The organism is Rhizobium sp. NLR22b, from assembly GCF_019685295.1.
In the GTDB taxonomy this organism is placed as follows: domain Bacteria; phylum Pseudomonadota; class Alphaproteobacteria; order Rhizobiales; family Rhizobiaceae; genus Rhizobium.
Map to the genome: position 1 here is coordinate 1 of NZ_JABDWM010000041.1, position 21636 is coordinate 21636.

At 61.9% G+C, this 21636-nt stretch carries 16 protein-coding genes; 7 read left to right on the forward strand and 9 right to left on the reverse strand.

The annotated features are described in order from the left end of the window. The 4 genes from HJC00_RS31555 to HJC00_RS31570 all read left to right on the forward strand — a co-directional run. On the forward strand, positions 1 to 222 hold a 222-nt coding region (locus tag HJC00_RS31555; RefSeq protein ID WP_221102547.1), incomplete at its 5' end, for a hypothetical protein. 218 nt (positions 223 to 440) lie between these two features. Then, entirely contained in the window at positions 441 to 698 is a 258-nt protein-coding gene (locus HJC00_RS31560) for a YMGG-like glycine zipper-containing protein (protein ID WP_011427043.1), read from the forward strand. A gap of 166 nt (positions 699 to 864) precedes the next feature. Next, positions 865 to 2793 (forward strand): autotransporter assembly complex family protein, encoded by a 1929-nt coding sequence (locus HJC00_RS31565; RefSeq protein ID WP_221165170.1) that lies wholly within the window; start codon positions 865 to 867, stop codon positions 2791 to 2793. A 61-nt stretch (positions 2794 to 2854) separates the two neighbouring features. Continuing rightward, positions 2855 to 9277, forward strand: a complete 6423-nt coding sequence (locus HJC00_RS31570; RefSeq protein ID WP_221165171.1) for a translocation/assembly module TamB domain-containing protein — start codon at positions 2855 to 2857, stop codon at positions 9275 to 9277. Between the two features lie 6 nt (positions 9278 to 9283). On the opposite strand, the gene HJC00_RS31575 is transcribed toward HJC00_RS31570, so the two are convergent. Further along, positions 9284 to 9721, reverse strand: a complete 438-nt coding sequence (locus tag HJC00_RS31575) for an Lrp/AsnC family transcriptional regulator (RefSeq protein WP_210633041.1) — start codon at positions 9719 to 9721, stop codon at positions 9284 to 9286. A 122-nt stretch (positions 9722 to 9843) separates the two neighbouring features. Between HJC00_RS31575 and rocF the strand changes: the two genes are divergently transcribed. The 3 genes from rocF (at position 9844) to HJC00_RS31590 (ending at position 12676) form a co-directional block, all read left to right on the forward strand. Next, positions 9844 to 10779: an arginase gene (gene rocF, locus HJC00_RS31580; protein ID WP_221165172.1), complete on the forward strand. Its 936-nt coding sequence runs from the start codon at positions 9844 to 9846 to the stop codon at positions 10777 to 10779. A gap of 22 nt (positions 10780 to 10801) precedes the next feature. Next, positions 10802 to 12001, forward strand: coding sequence for an ornithine--oxo-acid transaminase (rocD, locus tag HJC00_RS31585; RefSeq protein ID WP_210632926.1), 1200 nt, complete (start codon positions 10802 to 10804; stop codon positions 11999 to 12001). A gap of 198 nt (positions 12002 to 12199) precedes the next feature. Then, complete coding sequence (locus HJC00_RS31590) at positions 12200 to 12676, forward strand: chemotaxis protein CheW (protein ID WP_064707940.1); 477 nt, start codon at positions 12200 to 12202, stop codon at positions 12674 to 12676. Between the two features lie 248 nt (positions 12677 to 12924). Here the strand turns inward: HJC00_RS31590 and HJC00_RS31595 are convergent, their stop codons facing one another. The 8 genes from HJC00_RS31595 to HJC00_RS31630 all read right to left on the reverse strand — a co-directional run bounded on the left by HJC00_RS31595 (position 12925) and on the right by HJC00_RS31630 (position 21355). Then, positions 12925 to 13170 (reverse strand): formate dehydrogenase subunit delta, encoded by a 246-nt coding sequence (locus HJC00_RS31595; RefSeq protein WP_221165173.1) that lies wholly within the window; start codon positions 13168 to 13170, stop codon positions 12925 to 12927. Next, on the reverse strand, positions 13160 to 13984 hold the full coding sequence (gene fdhD / locus HJC00_RS31600; RefSeq protein ID WP_221154718.1) for a formate dehydrogenase accessory sulfurtransferase FdhD: 825 nt from the start codon (positions 13982 to 13984) through the stop codon (positions 13160 to 13162). The genes HJC00_RS31595 and fdhD overlap by 11 nt, the downstream gene beginning before the upstream one ends. A 73-nt stretch (positions 13985 to 14057) precedes the next feature. After that, on the reverse strand, positions 14058 to 16937 hold the full coding sequence (gene fdhF, locus HJC00_RS31605; protein WP_221165174.1) for a formate dehydrogenase subunit alpha: 2880 nt from the start codon (positions 16935 to 16937) through the stop codon (positions 14058 to 14060). 66 nt (positions 16938 to 17003) lie between these two features. Further along, positions 17004 to 18560: an NADH-quinone oxidoreductase subunit NuoF gene (locus HJC00_RS31610; RefSeq protein ID WP_221165175.1), complete on the reverse strand. Its 1557-nt coding sequence runs from the start codon at positions 18558 to 18560 to the stop codon at positions 17004 to 17006. Beyond that, complete coding sequence (locus HJC00_RS31615) at positions 18557 to 19036, reverse strand: formate dehydrogenase subunit gamma (protein ID WP_210632930.1); 480 nt, start codon at positions 19034 to 19036, stop codon at positions 18557 to 18559. Before HJC00_RS31615 ends, HJC00_RS31610 begins: the two co-directional genes overlap by 4 nt. Positions 19037 to 19170: 134 nt before the next feature. Further along, positions 19171 to 20064 carry a LysR family transcriptional regulator gene (locus tag HJC00_RS31620; protein WP_221165176.1) on the reverse strand — a complete coding sequence of 298 codons (894 nt, stop codon included), beginning with the start codon at positions 20062 to 20064 and terminating at the stop codon, positions 19171 to 19173. Between the two features lie 78 nt (positions 20065 to 20142). Then, a complete protein-coding gene (locus HJC00_RS31625) occupies positions 20143 to 20481 on the reverse strand; it encodes a helix-turn-helix transcriptional regulator (RefSeq protein ID WP_221146055.1) in 339 nt (112 codons plus the stop codon). 103 nt (positions 20482 to 20584) lie between these two features. Continuing rightward, a complete protein-coding gene (locus tag HJC00_RS31630; protein ID WP_210633042.1) occupies positions 20585 to 21355 on the reverse strand; it encodes an SDR family NAD(P)-dependent oxidoreductase in 771 nt (256 codons plus the stop codon). Between the last annotated feature and the right edge of the window lie 281 nt (positions 21356 to 21636).

The window sequence follows — 21636 nt, forward strand, 5'->3', positions numbered from 1 at the left end:
ATGGCGCGTCGCCCGCGGGAAATTGCCGCGGTGACGCTCGAGATCGGCAAAAACGCGGTAGCGGCCCTCGGCATGAAGCCCGTCCAGCTCGTTTTTGAAAAATGCTTCGAAATCCATCATATGCTCCAGTATCACGCGGCCGTTCTTGCCGACCGGACGTCCGCGCGTCAATGCTTACCCTTTGCTTTAACATCAACTGCGGCAAAAGGCCCAGATTTTTGAATGATTCCAGATAAAAAATATGGGCGCAATCATCCGCCAGTTTGATAGGGCGCAGCGCGATGGAAATCGCAAACCACGGGCCCCACGACGACACTCGTCCTGCAAAAAAATCGCGGCACTGGTGGACAACCCTTTCTTCCGACATAGTTTTCGAGCTAGCGTGCCAAAAAACAATAGGGACGGCCTATGCCCATTGGGCGACAACCCAGGAGAAAGAGATGAAAAAAGCTGTCATACTCGCATTGATCGGCCTGTCGGTCGCAAGCTGCACGCCGACCCAGCAGGGTGCCGGTATTGGTGCTGCATCCGGCGCCGTCATTGGCGGCGCAGTGACCGGGAATGTCCGAGGTGCTGCGGTCGGAGCCGCCATCGGCGGCGTGTCGGGCGCCCTGATCGGCAGCGTCGCGGAACAGCCCGGCCAGTGCTACTATCGCGACCGCTATGGCCGTCGTTACATCGATGCTTGCCCGCGCTGAGGGCGCTGACAAACGGCAAAACAGGAAATCCCGGCCACACATCCGGGATTTTTTGTACCGAATTAGCGCGTGGGCAATTTAAAATGGTACACCCTGCGCGATTTTGCCGCTAAGCTGTTCACGGCTGGGCAACGAAGCTTCATGTAGGCGTAACCAAAAGCAGCGGATGCGGATTAGAGGGACAAGTCCGAAAATAGGTTTTGCGTATCGGCGAACAGGCACCATGATGGTGGTCGCAGCGGCAGCTGCGTTCTCACCGGTCCTGATCGGCGATGCTTACGCCTTCAAGCTTTTCGGCATCACCATCTTCGGCAAGGAGGAGGATGAGAGCGAACAGGTGCCTGATCCGGTGCGCTATCACGTCGACCTCAAGACCGACACCGCCGATCCGGATCTCAGGGAAGCGCTCGAAAACAGCTCCCGCCTTGTCAGCGACCAGAAACAGCCCGTCTCCGGCGATCTCGGCATCGTCGTCAAGGCGCGTGACGACCGCGAGCGACTGGTCGCTGCGCTCTATGAAAAGGCCCGGTATGGCGGAGTGGTGGCGATCACCATCGACGGCAAAAATATCGACGACCTGCCGCCCAATCCGACATTCGACCGCTCCGGGCCGGTCCCCGTCACAGTCGATATAACACCAGGCCCTGTTTTCAAGGTCAGAGAGGTGCAGTTCGGCGGCGACGCCGCGGATCGCAATCCCGCCGACTACGACCTTGCCCCCGGCGCCGAGGCCGGCTCGCTCGCCATCATCAAGGCCGGCGACAGAATAGTCGAGCAGTTGAAAAGCGAAGGCCGGCCCTTCGCCAAATTGACCGAACGCAAGGTCGTAGCCGATCACAGGAGTGACACGGTCGACATCGTGCTTGCTGCCGAAGGCGGGCCTGTCGCCCCGATCGGCGATGTCGGGGTCACCGGCGAAAAAACCGTGCGGCCTGCGTTCATCCAGCGTTATTCCCGGCTGAACAAAGGGGACCCCTATTCGCCGGAAACGCTGAAGAAGGCCGGCGAGCGGCTGCGCGCCCTCGGCGTCTTTTCGAGCGTCACCATTCATGAGGGCGATGCGCTGGCGCCGGACGGCACGCTGCCGATGACGATCGAGGTGTCCGAAGGCAAGAGGCGCTATTTCGGCGTCGGCGCGCAATATTCCACCACCGACGGCCTCGGCATCCAGGGTTATTGGGGTCACCGCAACCTGTTCGGCGAAGCCGAGACGCTGAGGATCGAAGGCTCGGTCTCGCGGCTCGGTGAAACCACCGATGTCGGCAGCCTCGACTATTCGGCCGGCATCCTCTTCACCAAGCCCGGCGCCTTCTTCCCGGCCGCCACGCTGAAGGCCGGCATCATCGCCAAGACCCAGAATCCGGACGCTTATGATGCGACGCTCGTCACCGCCTCGCTCGGCCTTTCCTATGAACTGACCGAGAAGGACACGGTGTCGGCGAGCGGCGAAGTCAGCTGGGAGCGTGATGACGACGCATTCGGCACCAACGATTATCTGACCATCGCTCTGCCGCTTCAATATGATCGTGACGCACGCGACGATAAGTTCAATCCGACCGAAGGTTATCGCGCGACGGTGTCGGCAAAGCCCGGCTACGAGATCTTCAATGCCATCCCCTATGCGGCGTTCGAGGGTTCGATCTCCGGCTATCTTCCGTTCGGCGCCGAAGATCGCCTCGTGCTTGCAGGCAAGGTCGCCGCCGGCGTGCTGATCGGCGGCGGCGGGATCGAGGATATCCCTGCCACGCAACGCTTTTTCGCCGGCGGCGGCGGCTCGGTGCGCGGATACAGCTTTCAGGAAATCTCGCCTTACAACGACAACGGCGATGCCACCGGCGGCCGCTCCTATGTGACCGGGTCGCTGGAGGCCCGCTTCAGGATCACCGATACGATCGGCCTCGTGCCCTTCATCGATGTCGGCACCGTATCGGACAGCACCTTTCCGGGTTTTTCCGATATCCGCGCCGGCGCCGGCGCGGGAATACGATATGCCACACCTTTCGGGCCGCTGCGGCTTGATTTTGCCGTGCCGCTGAACAAGTACGAAGATGGCACAGATTATGGAATTTATGCCGGCATCGGCCAATCCTTCTAGGATTGCCGATTCGGGTTCCTTCCGATCTGTGGGCCGCATGAAAACGGGGTAGTCCGCGCCGATGCAAACGCTGGCAAAAATCATCAACTGGATCGTGCGGGTCACAGGCTTTGCTGTCGGCGCCATTTTGATTCTCGCTGTCGCGGCACTTGCGATCTTCGGCTTCACTTCCTTTGGCGCCCGCATCGTCACCGAAAGGATCGCCTCCACCCTTTCCAACCGCGACATGACGATCGAGGTGCGCGAACCGGAGGGGCTTTTGACCGGCGGGCTTCGCGCCGCCGAAATCTCCCTATCCGACACAAGGGGCGTTTTTGCGGAAATTCACGGCGTGGCGATTGACTGGAACCCGCTGGCGCTGCTGACGGGAACATTCCACGCCAAGCGTTTCCAGATCGAGACGATCAGCGTGCTGCGCAAGCCGGTGCGCACCCTGCCCTCCCGGCCCAACGCAGAAAATTCCGGCGGCTTCGCACTTCCGGTTAAGGTCGATGTCGACCATGTGGCCCTGCCCGATATCAAACTCGCCGAAGCTTTTGCGGGACGCGCCTTCGCGCTCGCCGCCGTAGGCAGCCTTACGGCGGATGGCGACGGCGGCGAAGCGATGGTCAATGTCAGCCGCCACGCAGTTCCGGATGCGCGGCTTAGCGCCGATATCGCCTACGCTCCGGCCGAAAACCGGCTGCGGCTGAAGGCGCAGCTTGCCGAGCCGAAGGGTGGGCTTTTGGCGGGCTTCCTCGGCCTGCCTGGCAATCCTGCCGTCAACATCAACCTCGACGGCCAGGGACCGATATCCGACTGGACAGGCAAAATGCAGGCTGCGCTCGACGGGCAACAGCGCGCTGCAATCGAGGGCCGACATGCGATTGGCGCAGACGGGCTGCACCATCTCGATCTCAAGGGTGGCGGTGACCTGAGCTCGCTTCTTCCCGCGGCATTCCGGCCTCTTTTCGCCGGCCAAACCAATATCGACCTTGCCGCCACCTTCGACGACCATGGCAAGATCGATATCCAGACAGGCAATATCGCCACCGGCAGCGTTGTCATCGCCGCATCGGGCGCGCTTGACCCGACCGGCAACAACAGCCTGAACGCCAATCTGCTCGGCACATCCGGCCCTGTCGATTTCCGCTGGCCGCTCGCCGAAGGCGAAGCGCGCTTCCTGATATCGGGTCTGAACCTGGCTCTAACAGGCGACGCGCAGACCGCCCGATTGAGCCTCAGCGGCTCGCTCGACAGCGCAACCCTGCCGCAGGCCGATATCGGCAACGTCAAGCTGACGGCAAAGAGCGACGCCTTCAATCTTGCCGCTCGTTCCGGCAGCGTTCAGCTGCGCCTCGTGGCCGGCGACGCAACCTTTGCCGAACCGAACCTCAACCGCGCAGTTCAAGGCCCTATCACGATCGCCGCGCCGCTCCAGATTTCGCCGGGAGACATCGGCTTCAATGGCACCACCGTCGAAAGCGCCAATATCAACGGCAGCCTCAACGGTTCCTATCGGCTGGGGGACCGAGCGCTGACCGGCAATGTCAAGCTGAGCGTCGAGCCGGCGGCCCTGCCGGCCGCGGCGGCGAGCAGGTTTGATCAGCCGATCACGCTCGAAAGCCAGGTGACCGGCACTATCCCGTCGAAATTCGCGCTGTCCAACCTCGTCCTGAAATCCGGCACGCTTGAAGCCGCCGGCAACGTCGCGCTCGACGGCTCGATGTTGAACGCCGATCTCTCAGGTCGGCTGCCCGATATCGGCAAGCTGATTGCGGGTGCGAGTGGCGGAGCAGGTTACGCGCTGAGAGTCGGAGGCGAACTGCCGGCGATCTCCATGACGGCCAATCTCAAGGCTCCCAGCCTTGAGATGGCCGATCGCATGCTCGCCAACCTCAATGTCGATCTGTCGGGTATCGCCGATCCCAAGGCGCCGCAGGGGAAATTTGCGGCCACCGGCACGATCGACGGACAGCCGATCGGCATCAGCGGCGACGTCCGTTCTGAAAACGGCAGGACGAGCATTCCCGCACTGACCGCCGATATCGGCGGCAACCGGCTAACCGGCAATCTGGAGCTCTCGCCCTCCTTTGCACCCTCGGGCGCGTTGACCTTCGATTTCCCCGAGCTCGGCTTGCTGGCTGCGCTTGGCGGACAGAAAGCCGAAGGAGATCTCAAAGGGTCGCTCGGCATCGAGAGCGACGGCGGCAAGATCGCGCTCAAGCTCGTTGCGTCAGGCGCCTCGATCCGCCGCGATACGCTGGCGATCGTCAAGCCGGATATCGACATCACGGTCAGCGATCTCAGCGCCCTTGCCGCAAACGGCACGGTCAGGGCCGAGGAACTGGCTGCCGGAGCGAACAAACTTGGCGGACTTTCTCTCAGCTTTACCAAACAGCAAGACCGCACCAAATTCGACCTCGATGCTACCTATGACGGCAATCCCGTGATCGCGGACGGTACGAGTGAGATGGCCGCCGGCAATATCGGCTTCAACCTCGATCGACTCTCGGCAAGCCCCCGCAACATTCCGATCGAGCTCGCTGCGCCGACGCGGGTCACGGTCACCGGCGGTGTCGCCAATCTGGACGGACTGACGTTGAAGACCGGCGCCGGCTCGGTATCGGTTACCGGTTCGGCCGGCGAGACGCTGAAGCTCGATGCCGTCATCAAGGAGCTGCCGGCGTCACTCGTCGACGGTTTCGTACCGAATCTTTCGACTGGCGGCACGATCTCGGGAACGATTGCCGTGACGGGAACGCCGGCAGCACCCATCGCCGATTTCAAACTCGACTGGAAGGATGCGACGACAGGGCAGCTTAAGGGCGCGGGCCTGACACCGCTCGGCATCACTGCCAGCGGTAAATTCGTCGACAAGAAGCTCGATTTCGACGCGACAATCGCCGGTGCCGACAGCCTGTTGCTCAAGGCCCGCGGCGACGTCGCGCTCGCTGATCCGACGGCGCCGGTGTTCGATATCAACGCCGATATCCTCAACCTGCCTGCGCAGGTCGCCAATGGTTTCGTTTCCGATCTCGCCGCCGAAGGCGCGATCACGGGAAAGGTGACCGCCTCCGGTTCCCTTAAGGCTCCAACCGCCAATTTCGACATCGCCTGGAAAAGCGCCGCGACGCGCCACACGAAGCGCGCCGGCCTCGCGGCTCTTGATGTGACCGCATCTGGCAAATTCGTGGACAACAAGCTCGATTTCGGCGCCGCAGCCATCGGCGCCGACAGGCTCTCGCTCAAGGCAAACGGCAACGTGGATATCGCCGGGACGACGATCGGTGACGTCAAGGTCGACGCAACACTGGACAATATCCCGGCAGCTATTGCCAACGGCTTCGTTCCCGATCTCGCAGCAGAAGGCACGCTCTCCGGAACGGTCGCGGCCAGCGGGCTGCTTGCAGCCCCGACCGCCGATTTCGATCTCCATTGGCTAAACGCCGCGACGAGCCACACGAAACGGGCCGGCCTCGCCGGTCTTGGCGTCACCGCGTCCGGAAAATTCACCGACAACAAGCTTGATTTCGACGCCGCGATTGCCGGCGCCAACAACCTCTCGCTGAAGGCGAACGGCAATGCCGCCGTTACCGGCACGACGATCAGCGCGGTCGCGGCCGATGCGACACTGTCAAATGTCCCGGCAAGCCTGGCAAACAGCTTCGTCGCCGATCTCGCTGCCGAAGGCACGGTCTCGGGTAGGCTCTCGGCTGCGGGCTCGCTTTCCGCCCCGACCGCCAATTTCGACCTCAATTGGAAAGACGCCGCGACGAGCCACACGAAGCGTGCCGGCCTTGCCGCTCTCGACATTACCGCATCGGGGAAATTTGCCGATAACAAGCTGGATTTCAACGCGGCCGCCGGTGGCGATCAAGGTCTCGCATTGAAGGCCATGGGCAACGTCGCTCTTGCTGGTACGACGATCGACAGTATGAAAGTCGATGCCGAAATCGTCAAACTCCCCGCCGCTCTCGCCAATGCCTTCGTCCCCGATCTTGCGGCCGGCGGCATGATATCCGGCACGCTCTCGGCAGCAGGAACACCCGCTGCACCCAAGGCCGATTTCAAGCTCGACTGGGCGGATGCCGCAACCAGCCACACCAGAAGCGCGCATCTTTCCGGCCTCGCGCTTGCCGCATCGGGACACCTCGTCGACAACAAGCTCGCCTTTAACGCCAATCTTGGCGGCAAGGACGGCCTCTCGCTGAATGCCGCGGGCAATGTGGCGATATCGGGCGCCTCGGTCCGCAACCTCGACGTCAAGGCCGATCTCGTCAATCTGCCAGCAGCCCTTGCCAACGGCTTTGTTCCGGGTCTTGCCGCGGAGGGCATGGTGTCGGGAACGGCATCCGCCTCAGGCGCGCTGCCAAGACCCGCCGTCGATTTCAAGCTCGACTGGAAGAACGCCGCCACCGCGCAGACCAGGAGCAGCGGCTTGTCGGGTTTGAGCGCCGTGGCCTCCGGCAAGTTCGCCAATGACAGGGTCGATTTCGATGCCAGCCTTGCCGGCAAGGAGGGCATGTTGGCCAAGGCGGCGGGTGGCTTGACGATCGCGGGAACGGCCATCCGCGACCTTTCGATCAATGCCGACATTCCGGCGCTGCCGGCAAATATCGCCAATGCCTTTGTTCCCGGCCTTGGTGCTGAAGGCACACTGTCGGCGAGCGCCCAGACATCGGGAACGCCGGCAGACCCGATCGTCGATTTCAAGCTCAACTGGAAAGATGCCGCGACCAGCCACACCAAGGCCGCCGGCCTCTCCCGGCTTGCCTTGGCGGCGACGGGAAAATATGCCGGCGACCGACTGGATTTCGATGCCGACCTCAGCGGCGGCGGCGGCATTTCGCTGAAGGCCGCCGGTAATTTGTCCATTGCAGGCACAACGATCCGATCGATCGACGTCACCGCGAACGCTGCCAATGTTCCGGCCGCCATCGCCAACGGCTTTGTTCCGGGCATCGGAGCCGAGGGTACCATCTCGGCGACGGCCAAAGCGACGGGCACGCTGTCCTCACCCGCCGTCGATTTCAAGGTCGACTGGAAGAATGCCGCGACGAGCCAGACGAAAGGCGCCGGTCTTTCGCCGTTCAGCATCGGGGCATCCGGCAAGCTTGCCGACAACAGGCTGACGGTCGACACCAGCCTGGCCGGCGACGCCGGCATGTCGCTGAAGGGCGGCGGCAGCGTGGTGATATCGGGCAACCGCGCCATCGACATGCGCTTCAACGGCAATGTTCCTTTCGCCGTGCTTGGCGCGCCGCTCGCACAGCAGGGCTTTGTCGCCGACGGCGTCGCCAACGTCGATCTTAAGATTGGCGGAACGGCCGCAGCACCCATCATCAACGGCACTGTCTCGACATCAGGGGCCAAGCTCGTCGACGTCAGGCGCAATCTTGCCATCAACAATGTCGCAGCCATCGTCACCTTCAATGGCAACCAGGCCGTCATCTCGCGCCTCAGCGGCAATCTTGGCGGCGGCGGCACGATTTCGGCAAGCGGCACCATCGGCATCCAGCCCGCCGGCGGCTTTCCCGCCGACATTTCGATCAAGCTCGACAAGGCCGTCTATGTCGACGGAACGCTCGTCGTCTCCACCGTCAACGGGGCAGTCGGCCTGCGCGGGCCGATCATGAGCGCGACGCTGAGCGGTAAGCTGCGGCTGGACAAGACCTCGATCACCGTCCCGGAGAGATTGCCGACCTCGCTGCGTGAAATCGACATCCGGCATAAGAATGCACCGCGAGCAGTGCTGGCGCAGCTGCGCGATGAAGGCAAGCAAAAGCCGGGCGAAAAGTCCTCCGTTATCACGCTCGACCTCGAAATCGATGCGCCCTCGCAGATCTTCGTGCGCGGCCGCGGCATCGATGCCGAGCTTGGAGGCCGCGTGACGATCCGCGGAACGGCGGCAGCACCCATCGTCACCGGCGGCTTTACGATGCGCCGCGGACGGCTGACCATTCTCAATCGCCGCCTCAATTTCTCCGACAAGAGCAAAGTCACCTTTGCCGGCGACCTGACGCCAGCGCTCGACATGGAAGCGACCTCCACCTCCGGCACGACGACCCTGACGGTCGATGTCTCAGGCCTTGCCACCGATCCTTCGATCACCTTTTCCTCTTCGCCCCAGCTGCCGCAGGACGAGGTGCTGGCGCAGCTGATCTTCGGCCAGTCGATGTCGAAGCTGTCGCCGGTGCAGATCGCCCAGCTCGCCGACGCGGTCAGCCAGCTGGCCGGCAACCGCTCCACTTCGCTTTTCGAGGGTCTGCGCAACCAGCTCGGCGTTGACGATTTCGACGTCAGCACCGACGAGAAGGGCCAGACGAGTGTCAGCGTCGGCCGTTATCTCAACGACCGTACCTATTTCGAATTGCAGCAGGGCGGCTCGGCCGGCGCCAAGGCCATCATCAATCTCGATGTCGGCCGCGGTGTCAAATTGCGGGGAGCCGCCGGCGGCAATGGCGCCGGCGAAGCAGGCATCGTCTATGAACGGGAATATTGAAGCGGCTTAGAAACCCGTCTTGCTCGTTTTGAGAAGAATGTTGGTCTCGGTCGAATTGATGCCGTTGATCAACCTGATTCGACGCAGCGTCTCGTCAAAGGCGGCAAGATCGCGGTCCTCCAGCTCGGCGACGAAATCCCATTTGCCGTTGGTGCTGTGAAGCGCGCGCACCTGCGGCAGGCCCCTGAGCTGATCGGCCACCCTGTCGGCGAGCTTGCCGAGCACCTCGATCATGACGATAGCGCGCACGCCGGCGGATCGCGTCTCGTGACTGGTGCGGATGGTGAAGCCGACGATGGTGCCGCTGACGACCAGCCGGTCGATACGGGCGGCGACCGTTGCCCGCGATGCACCGGTCATCGCCGCCAGCGACGAGACGGACATGCGGGCATTGTGGCGAAGGGCACTCAGAAGTTCGGTATCGAGATCGTCCACGTCGAACACTTTGTCAAAATAGCTTTACCAATCTGCGCAATCATAATCCATTTCTGGCACTTTTCCATCTTTTTGCCGCCAGCCCTTTATCCCACTATCGGCCGAAACAGGCCTCAACACGGAGCCATCGAATGAATGCGCAATCGCGATCTGTCACCCTCATCGGCGCACCCTTGGAAGAAGGTTCGGGTCGCAGAGGCGCCGCCATGGGGCCGGCGGCGCTGCGGATTGCCGGCGTCGACCAGACCCTAATTGATCTCGGCCACGACGTCGCCGATATCGGCGATCTCTCCACAGTGCCCGCGATGGATCTGCCGAATCATCCGAAAGCCCACAATCTGAGGATCGTCGGTGCCTTCACCCGCGCATTGGAAAGCAGCGTCTATGACGTCGCCGCCGCCGGCCGCTTTCCGCTGATTCTCGGCGGCGATCACAGCCTGTCGATGGGCAGCGTCTCCGGCATGGCGCGTTATGCCGCCAGCAAGGAGCGCCCGCTCTTCGTGCTCTGGCTCGATGCCCATGCCGATTTCAACTCTCCGGCCACGTCGCCCTCCGGCAATATGCACGGCATGCCCGTTGCCTTCTTCTGCGGCGAGGCGGAGTTCGCCGAAATCCTCCCGAAGAACCGGCCCTTCGTCGACCCGAAGAATGTCTTCCAGGTCGGTATCCGTTCGGTCGATGCGCGCGAGCGCGAGGAAATCCATGAACACGGCGTCAACGTTTTCGATATGCGCGCCATCGACGAGCAGGGCATCGGCGCTATCATGCGGGAGATTCTCGCTGTTGTCGCCAAGGCCAACGGCCTGCTGCATGTCAGCCTCGATCTCGATTTCCTCGATCCCGACATCGCCCCCGGCGTCGGTACGACGGTGCCCGGCGGTGCGACCTTCCGCGAGGCGCATCTTGTCATGGAAATGCTTTCGGACAGCGGCCTCGTCTCGTCGCTCGATCTCGTCGAGCTCAATCCGTTTCTCGATGATCGCGGCAAAAGCGCCCGCATCCTGGTGGAACTGACGGCAAGCCTGTTCGGCCGCCGCATCTTCGATCGTCCGACACGTGCCGCATAGACAAGGCTGAGGGAGAAGCGCCATGAACACTTCGGAAAAACTGATCGCCACGGAACAGCGGCTCGGCGCTCACAACTATAAGCCGCTCGACGTGGTGCTCACGCGCGGCGAAGGCGTGTATGTCTGGGATACCGACGGCAACCGTTATCTCGATTGCCTCTCGGCCTATTCTGCCGTCAATCAGGGCCATTGCCACCCGAAAATCCTAGCCGCCATGATCGAGCAGGCCGGCAGATTGACGCTCACCTCTCGCGCCTTCCGCAACGACCAGCTCGCCCATCTCTACGAGGAGCTTGCCGCACTTACGGGCTCGCACAAGATCCTGCCGATGAATTCAGGCGCTGAAGCGGTGGAGACCGCCATCAAGGCGGTGCGCAAGTGGGGTTATGAGGTCAAGGGCGTACCTGAAGGCAAGGCGGAGATCATCGTCTGCGCCGACAATTTCCATGGTCGCACGCTGAGCATCATCAGTTTCTCCACAGATCCCGACGCCCGCACTGGCTTCGGCCCCTACACGCCTGGCTTCCGCATCATTCCCTTCGGCGATGCCGAGGCATTCAAGGCCGCGATCAACGGCAATACCGTGGCAGCCCTGATCGAGCCGATTCAGGGCGAAGCCGGCGTTATCATCCCGCCGGCCGGTTACTTTACCCGTATCCGGGAACTCTGCACTGATAACAACGTGACTCTGATCCTCGATGAGATCCAGACCGGCCTCGGCCGCACCGGCAAGCTGCTGGCCGAGGAGCACGAAAGCATAGAGGCCGATGTCACGCTGATCGGCAAGGCGCTTTCCGGCGGCTTCTATCCCGTATCCGCCGTCCTTTCCAATTCCGAGGTGCTGGGCGTGCTGAAGCCCGGCCAGCACGGCTCGACCTTCGGCGGCAATCCGCTCGCCTGCGCGGTGGCGCGCACGGCCCTCAAGGTGCTCGTGGAGGAAGGCATGATCGACAATGCCGCCGCGATGGGTGATTATTTCATCGAAGGCTTGAGGTCGATCCGCTCCAACATTGTCAGGGAGGTGCGCGGTCGTGGCCTGATGATGGCGATCGAGCTGGAGCCCGAAGCCGGCGGCGCGCGGCAATATTGCCATGCGCTGAAGGAGCGCGGCCTTCTCGCCAAGGACACCCATGACCACACGATCCGCCTCGCTCCGCCACTTGTTATAACGAGGGAGCAGGTCGATTGGGCCGTCTCGCGGATCGAAAAAACGATCGGCTGAAATAGATCGGGGCGGAAAAGCTTCACGCTTCCATTCCCGATTTAGATTTGAGCAACACTCTTCCGTTAATGTCGTTGCTAACCGTAACGATGCTTTGCCAAGTGCAAAGTCATCGCGTGGTGTGAAGGCAAAGCTCGTTGGCGCCAATGGTGGCGCACCCGCTTCTGCTTTGGCTTACGACAGTTGGGAAGAATTCTAATGGCCACGATCAATTCCACTAGCTTCAGCGGCGATACGCTCGAGATCATTGCCTTCCGCCTGCATGATCAGGAATTTTGCGTCAAGACTACGACCATTCGCGAAATCCGCGGCTGGGCGCCTTCGACGCCGATCCCGCATTCGCCGGCCGATGTCATCGGAGTCATGAACCTGCGCGGTTCGGTGATCCCGATCATTGATCTCGCCTATAAGCTCGGCATGAAGAGCACCGTTGCCAACGAACGCAGCGCCATCGTGGTCGCGGAAGTTCACAGCATGGTCATCGGCATGCTCGTCGACCGCGTCTCGGACATTCTCACCATCTCGTCGAGCCAGGTCCAGCCGGTGCCCGAGGTGACCGCCTCCTTCGACCGCGCTTTCTGCGAAGGCATCATCGCTTCGGAAAACGGCATGATCTGCTTCCTGAACCTCGCGAAGATGTTCAAGGAAAACGAGACGGATGAACTGGCCGCCTGATCTGCCAGAACAATGGGATATCGGAAAACCGCCGCTCTTGGCGGTTTTTTATTGCTTGCCATCGGAAATCTAGACTTGCTTGTCTGGTCGTGATCATCGTGCTCTTGGCGGCGGGCGGCGTTATTTTCCGGCGCGCAAAGGACGCTGTAACACTTCGAACTTCGTATATTTTAAATTTCATGACGTATGCAGTGGCGCATGACCAGGCAGCTTGCTGCTGCCTCCCCTCCGGCAGATGCCACTTTGGATTACCGGACCTGGTTTGCCTCCGCCTCCGGCTTGCGGATCATGGGAGCGGCCTGAAGCACGAGTGCATCCAGACCGTTCTCCTCTTCCTCGAGAATTTCAAACAATTGCCGCCGCATGCGCGGCTCCCAGAATTTGTTGATGTGCGTGGCGACCCCTTGCGCGGCCTCGTTTTGCGGCTGGCTCTTGAAAAAGGTGGCGATCTGATTTGCCATATAGACAAGCTTGGTTTTGGTATCATGCGACATCGGCGATGCTTCCGGGCAAGATGCGGTGCGGGTGTGTGAAAATCTCGAAATCCTCGCCGCGCACCAGCGCGACGAGCGTCATGCCGGCCTCTTCGGCCGTGCGGATGGCAAGGGCTGTCGGCGCTGAAATGGCGATGAGCGTGGGGCTGCCGAGGATCGCCGCCTTCTGCACCATCTCGACCGACAGCCGGCTGGTGACGACGACCGCGCCGTTTCCGCCGCTTTCGTCGGCGCGGATGACGGCGCCGCAGAGTTTGTCCAGCGCGTTGTGGCGGCCAACATCTTCACGGACCGCAATGAGCCCGCCGCCGGGAAGATAGAATCCAGCGCCATGTACGGCCCGCGTCTGCCGATGCAGCGGCTGCGCCTCGTTCAGAAGCGAAACGGCCCGAACGATATCCGCGTGAGACAGCGTCAACGGCGATGTTGAGACGTTGGGCACCGGCCGCACTGCCTGTTCGATCGATTCGATGCCGCAGAGCCCGCAGCCGACCGGGCCGGCCATGCTGCGGCGGCGCGCCCGCAGCCGATCGGCGACGTCGTCGGCAAGGCTGACCTGCACGTCAACGCCCTGCTCGCCCTCGACGATCTCGATGGCGGATATCTCCGCCGGCTTGGCGATAATTCCTTCCGTCAGGCTGAAACCGACGGCGAAATCCTCAAGATCCGCGGGTGTCGCCATCATCACCGCATGCGAACTGCCGCCATAGGAAAAGGCGATCGGCACTTCCTCGGGCACCATGCGCGAACCGCTGTGCATGACGCCGTTGCGGCGGGCGGTTTCGGGAGCACGGGCGGTGGTGGCGAAAGTCATCACGGACGCCTCCTCTTCTCCCCTAGGAGAGGAAGGAGGATCTTGCCGACAACACCAAATCGCCCCTGCATCGTCACTCCGCCGCTTCGAGCTTGCCGGCGATGCGGCGCGATTGCCGCGCCTGCTCGTCATATTCGAGCTGCCAGTCGCTCGGCCCGTTCGACGGCGAGACCTGCACCGCCGTCACCTTGTATTCCGGGCAGTTGGTCGCCCAGTCGGAAAAGTCGGTGGTGACGACGTTGGCCTGCGTATTGGGGTGATGGAAGGTCGTATAGACGACGCCCGGCGCGACACGATCGGTGATCAGCGCCCGGAGCGTGGTGTCGCCGGAGCGGCTGGCGAGCTTCACCCAGTCGCCATCGCGGACGCCGCGCTGTTCGGCATCGTGCGGGTGGATCTCCAGCCGGTCTTCCGCGTGCCAGACGACATTCTCCGTCCGCCGGGTCTGCGCTCCGACATTATACTGGCTGAGAATGCGGCCAGTGGTGAGCAGCAGCGGGAAGCGCGGGCCGGTGCGTTCGTCGGTCGCCACATATTCAGTGCGGATGAACTTGCCCTTGCCGCGCACGAAACCGTTGACATGCATGATCGGCGACCCGAGCGGGTTCTTCTCGTCGCAGGGCCACTGCACCGAACCCATCTTGTCGAGGTAATCGTAGGAAACAAGCGCGAAACTCGGCGTCGTCGCGGCAATTTCATCCATGATCTCCGACGGATGGGCATAATTCCAGTCGAGTCCCATGGTATGGGCAAGCTTCTGCGTCACCTCCCAGTCGCCATAGCCGTTGCGCGGCGTCATCACTTTGCGAACGCGGTTGATGCGCCGCTCGGCATTGGTGAAGGTGCCGTCTTTCTCGAGGAAGGTCGAGCCCGGCAGGAAGACATGGGCGTAGTTGGCAGTCTCGTTGAGGAACAGGTCCTGCACGACGACGCATTCCATCGCCGCCAGCCCTGCGGCGACATGTTTCGTATCGGGATCGGACTGGAGAATGTCCTCGCCCTGGACGTACAGGCCCTTGAACGAGCCGTCGACCGCCGCATCCAGCATATTCGGAATGCGCAGACCCGGCTCGTTGTTGAGCTTCACGCCCCAGAGCTTTTCGAAGATATCGCGCGTCGCATCGTCGGAAATGTGCCGGTAGCCCGGCAGCTCGTGCGGGAAGGAGCCCATGTCGCAGGAACCCTGCACATTGTTCTGGCCGCGCAGCGGATTCACGCCCACGCCCGGGCGGCCGATATTGCCGGTCGCCATCGCCAGGTTGGCGATCGCAATCACCGTGGTCGAGCCCTGGCTGTGTTCGGTGACACCGAGGCCGTAATAGATCGCACCATTGCCGCCCTTGGCATAGAGCCTTGCCGCACCGCGCAGATCCGCCGCCGGAACGCCAGTGAAAGCCTCCGTCTGTTCGGGACTATGCTGCGGCTCAGCGACGAAAGCCGCCCAGTCCTCGAATTCCGACCAGTCGCAGCGCTCGCGGATGAATGCCTCGTCGTAGAGCCCTTCGGTGACGATCACATGCGCCAGCGCCGTCATCACTGCGACATTGGTGCCCGGCTTCAGCGGCAGGTGGTAGGAAGCCTCGACATGTGGCGACCGGACGATATCGGTGCGGCGCGGATCGATGACGATGAGCTTCGCCCCCTGGCGCAGCCGCTTCTTCAGCCGCGACCCGAACACCGGATGGCCGTCCGTCGGGTTGGCGCCGATGATGACGACGACATCGGATTGTTCGACACTGTCGAAATTCTGCGTGCCGGCCGAGGTCCCGAATGTCTGGCCGAGACCGTAGCCGGTCGGCGAGTGGCAGACGCGGGCGCAGGTATCGACATTGTTGTTGCCGAAACCGGCGCGGACCAGCTTCTGCACCAGATAGGTTTCCTCATTGGTGCAGCGCGAGGAGGTGATGCCGCCGATCGCGTCGCGGCCATACTGATATTGGATGCGGCGGAACTCCGACGCCACATGCGCGAAGGCCTCGTCCCAGCTCACCTCCCGCCAGGGATCGCTGACCTTTTCGCGGATCATCGGGTTGAGGATGCGGTCTTTGTGAGTGGAATAACCGTAGGCGAAGCGGCCCTTGACGCACGAATGCCCGCGATTGGCCTGTCCGTCCTTCCACGGCACCATCCGCACCAGTTCCTCGCCGCGCATCTCCGCCTTGAAGGAGCAGCCGACGCCGCAATAGGCGCAGGTGGTGACGGCCGAATGCTCCGGCTGGCCGATCTCTATAACCGATTTCTCCGTCAGCGTCGCCGTCGGACAGGCCTGGACGCAGGCGCCGCAGGAAACGCATTCGGAATCCATGAAATTCTCATGCATGCCGGGTGACACGCGGGAACCGAAACCGCGCCCCTCGATCGTCAGCGCGAAAGTGCCCTGCACTTCCTCGCAGGCGCGTACGCAGAGCGAACAGACGATGCATTTCGAGGGATCATAGGTGAAATAGGGATTGGACTCGTCCTTCGGCATCCATTTCAGATTGATGTCGCCGTTGCTGCGCGCCTTGACGTGATTGTCGCCCTCATAGCCGTAGCGCACGTCGCGCAGGCCGACAGCGCCGGCCATATCCTGCAACTGGCAATCGCCATTGGCAGCGCAGGTGAGACAGTCGAGCGGATGATCGGAAATATAAAGCTCCATCACGCCGCGGCGGATATCCTTCAATCGTCCCGTCTGCGTGTGCACCACCATGTTTGCCGCCACCGGCGTCGTGCAGGAGGCCGGCGTGCCGGCGCGGCCCTCGATCTCGACGAGACAGAGCCGGCAGGAGCCGAAGGCATCGACCATGTCAGTAGCGCAGAGCTTCGGCACCTCGATACCGGCTTCCATCGATGCGCGCATGATGGAGGTGCCCTCCGGCACGCTGATCTGCTGCCCATCAATGGTGAGCCTCACCATGGTTTCGGATTTCGAAGCGGGAGTGCCGTAGTCGATTTCATGGATGAGAGACATGGTCGGCCTCCTGTACGGAAATGGAATTGAGCAAGTCACGGCATGCGACTGTAGCTTGGAAGATCATCACTCAGCCGCCTCCACGACCGGCGCCGGCGCGAAATCTTCCGGGAAATGCGTCATGGCGCTCACCACGGGATAGGGCGTGAAACCGCCGAGCGCACAGAGCGACCCGAATTTCATGGTATTGCAGAGATCGCCAAGCAGCACCCGGTTCTTCTCCGGCTCGATGCCGCGCGCGATTTTGTCGACCGTCTCGACGCCGCGGGTCGAACCGATGCGGCAGGGCGTGCATTTGCCGCAGCTTTCGACGGCACAGAATTCCATGGCGAAACGCGCCTGCTTCAGCATATCGGCCGTGTCGTCGAAGACAACGACGCCGGCGTGGCCGATGAGCCCGTCCTTGGCGGCGAAGGCTTCGTAGTCGAAAGGCGTATCGAACAGAGCCCGCGGGAAATAGGCGCCCAATGGTCCGCCGACCTGCACGGCCTTGACCGGTCGGCCGGTCCTCGTGCCGCCGCCGATCCTGTCGACGATCTCGCCGAGCGAAAGACCGAAGGCGGTCTCATAGAGGCCGCCATATCTGACATTGCCGGCGATCTGCAGCGGAATGGTGCCGCGCGAGCGGCCCATGCCGAAATCGCGGTAGAAGGCGGCCCCCTTCTCCAGGATGACAGGCACCGAGGCAAGTGAGATCACATTGTTGATGACGGTCGGACAGTCGAACAAGCCCTTATGCGCCGGCAGCGGCGGCTTGGCGCGCACGATGCCGCGCTTGCCTTCCAGACTGTTCAAGAGAGCCGTTTCCTCACCGCAGACATAGGCGCCGGCGCCGGTGCGCACCTCGATATCGAAGGCGCGACCCGAACCAAGCACTGACGGCCCGAGAATGCCGGCCTGCCGGGCAATGCCGATGGCCTCGCTCATCACGGCGATCGCATGCGGATATTCCGAACGGGTATAGACGAACCCCTTCGTGGCGCCGGTCGCAAGCCCTGCAATCGCCATGCCCTCGATCAGCACGAAGGGATCGCCCTCCATGATCATCCTGTCGGCGAAGGTGCCGCTATCACCTTCGTCGGCGTTGCAGACGATATATTTGCGTTCGCCGCTGGCATCGAGAACCGTCTTCCACTTGATGCCCGTGGGAAAACCGGCACCGCCGCGTCCGCGCAGGCCGGAATCCGTGACTTCCTTGACGATTTCGACAGGCGTCATCAAAACGGCGCGGCGAAGGCCGGCAAGGCCGCCATGCGCCTCATAATCGCCAAGCGAAAGCGGGTCGGTGATGCCACAGCGGGCGAAGGTCAGGCGGGTCTGTTCCTTCAGGAAGGGGAGGTCTTCAACCCCCCCGAGACAGAGCGGGTGGCCGCCGCCGTTCATCATTCCGGCGTCAAACAGAGCAGGCACATCCCTTGCCTTCACCGGCCCGTAGCCGATGCGCCTGCCGGCGGCCTCGACCTCGACCAGCGGTTCCAGCCAGAACATTCCGCGCGAGCCGTTGCGCACGATCTCTGCATCGAAGCCGCGGGCGGCGATCTCCTGGGCAATCGCCTTTGCCACCTTTTCGGCCCCGAGCGCCAGCGCAGCGGCATCGCGCGGAACATAAATCTTGACTGTCATCGACGTGCCTCCGCAACGAGTTCCGCCACCAGCTGATCGTCGAGCCGGCCATAAACCTCGCCGTCGAGCATCGCCGACGGGGCGCAGGCACAAAGGCCGAGACAGTAGACCGGCTCCAGCGTCACGGCGCCGTCGAGCGTCGTCTGATGAAAATCGATGCCCAGCAGCGCCTTGACGCGTTCAGCCAACGCATCGCCGCCCGTCGACTGACAGGCCTCGGCGCGACAGAGCTTCAGCACGTGGCGGCCGGCGGGATGGTCGCGATAATCGTGATAGAATGTCATCACCCCGTGCACTTCGGCGCGCGAGAGGTTCAATTCCTCCGCAATCACAGGCAGGGCTTCCTGCGGCACATAACCGAATTCTCGCTGAACCTCGTGCAGAATGGGAAGCAGCGGTCCCTCAAGGAAGCGCAGGTCGGCGACGATGGTCCGTGTACGCGCTGCGATATCGCCTCCGGCGATATGAATGGTCATCAGGCGGCCCTCCCGGCGGCTTGCTCGTTTCGGGATGGCAGGCCTCCCCAGCCGAGCGCCATCGTGCAGACAACATCTCAGGGAAGCCGATGACGATCAATAAAGCTATTTCGTGGAATGATAGGTTTTTTCTATCAAAGCTCCTCATCCCGCACGAGCACTCTCGCTTCGTGCAATAGGGCCGAAACGAGCGGGGTGAAGGGCTCGCGATAAGGCGCGACAAGACCGACCAGATGATGCGCCTCAGGCTCGACGATCGGAATCATCCGGATTTCCACGGGAAAACCAAAGGATTTCGCGACGTTGCGCGGCATGATACTCGCCCAGCGACCGGTCCTGACATGCGAGAACAGCACGATCATCGAATTGGATTCTAGCGTCGGATGCACCGTGGCGCCGGCTTCCGTCAGGTGCCGGTTGATGATGCGGCGGTTCTGCATGTCGGCTGTCAATAGACAAAGCCGAAGATCGCCGACTTCCCGCCAAGTCACGTTGTCGCGATCGGAAAGCGGGCTGCCTGCGGCCGTGATCAGATTGTAGCGCTCGGCATAGAGGGGCACGGTCGTAACGCGGCCAAGCGGTTCATTTTCTAGGTAGGTGATGCCGGCCTCGATTTCGAGATTTTCCAGCATGCTCAGCACCTGCAGCGAGTTCCGCGAGACGATCGAGAAGGTCACTCCGGGATGTCGTTCCTGAAAGGGCGTAGTGATGCGCGAAAGCATGGCGAGCGCGGTCGGAATGGCAGCGAGGCGGATGTGGCCGGAAAGACCACGGCGGGCGGCGCGCATTTCCTCGCGCATGGTGCGGGCGTCGCCGACGATGCGCCGCGCCCATTCAAGCACCCGCTGCCCCTCCGGCGTCAGCCCTTGAAAACGCGAGCCGCGCTGCACCAGCATGACCCCAAGCTGGTCTTCAAGCTGCCGGATGGCGGCCGAAAGTGTCGGTTGCGAGATCCCGCACTCCTCGGCGGCGCGGCCGAAATGCTTTTCGTTGGCAAGGGCGATGAAAAATTCCAGCTTGGCGATCATCCGGTCTCCCGATCCGGCGCGAAATCATCCGGATCAGCCTATCTTCGACGCAGCAACCGTGCTCCGCAAGGGCGGGTGCTAATTGTTTTCTGCAGGAAAAAGATCGAACAGCGATTCGAGGAAGGCAAGCACGCTCGTATTGCCGATACGGTAATAGACGAGCCTGCCCTGACGGCGCGTATTGACAAGGCCTTCGAGCCTCAAACGCGCGAGCTGCTGCGAGACCATCGCCTGCTGAATGCCGAGGATATTTTCGATTTCACCCACCGTCCGCTCCTCGGTCGCGAGTATGCAAAGAATTAGAAGTCGGGTCTGGTGCGCCAGCGCCTTCAGCAGATCGCTCGCCTCACGAGCGTTTCCAGCGAGTTTGTGCAATTCCTGACCGGACATTCCCGGCTCGGGCTTGGGCAATGGCATTCGACATCTCGGAAGGGAAGCGAAAAGGCAGATCAGCCCAATAGCATATTCGCACACGCGAATTTGCCAAAAGTGATCAAATGTGAAAAAAGGTCTAACTAAATCAGCAGATAAGCTGGCCGCCATTGATCTCGAGGACCTGGCCGGTAATGTATCCGGAGAGGGAGGGTGCCGCCAGGAACAGATAGGCCGGAGCGCAATCCTCCGCTGTGCCCAGCCGCTGCAAGGGAATAGACTTTCTCGTCTGCTCCAGCTTTTCGCGGGAAGAATAGCGCTCATGGAAATCCGTCTCGATCGTTCCGGGCGAGACACAATTGACGCGGATGCCATCCGGCGCAAGCTCGCGGGCAAGCGCCTTGGAATAGGTTGAAATGAAGGCTTTCGAGGCGGAATAGATCGAAGAACCGGGGCTGCCGCCGGTCAGCGCGGAAATTGAAACGGTGTTGACGATGGCAGCGCCTTCCGCCGCCTTCAATGCCGGTAGCAACGCACGCGTCAGCGCCACCACCGACGTCTGGTTCAAACGCACGATCGCCTCATAATCTGCGTCGGTCAGTGTGGCAGCCGGAAAACGGCCGAGCATGGTGCCGGCGTTATTGACGAGCACATGCACCTTGTCGAAGAAGGCGAGCGCATTTTCGGCAAATTGCGCAGCGCCGCCAACGGCGGTGAAATCGGCGTGCAGCAACAGCGCCCGTCTTTCGGATTCAGCCGTCAGCAGAAAATCCGGCAGCTCGCGTCCCGGTTTGCGCCCGATATGGACGATCACCTTTGCGCCGCAGTCCAAGAACTGCCGGGCCACTTCGAGGCCGATGCCCCGCCCGGCGCCGGTCACGATGACATTGCGATTCTCGAATAGTCTCGGATGGAACACGAAGCCGTCCTCCTCGCGGACAATGCCGCCTGTTGCGCCATTCGCCCTTAACATATGAGCGCGCCGGCCGAAAGAAAGGCGGCATCATCTTTCCGCCAGAGGCTAGAGTATCCGTTTTGATCAAGCGGCTTTTGGTGTCCATTTTTGGTTTTTCCGCAGGAGTGCGTTTGCCAGCAGGATGATCTTTCGCATGATGGCTGTGATGGCGACCTTCGGCGGCTTGCCGGCTTTGATGAGGAGGTCGTATTTGGCGCTGAGTTCCGGGTTGAAGCGGCATGCAA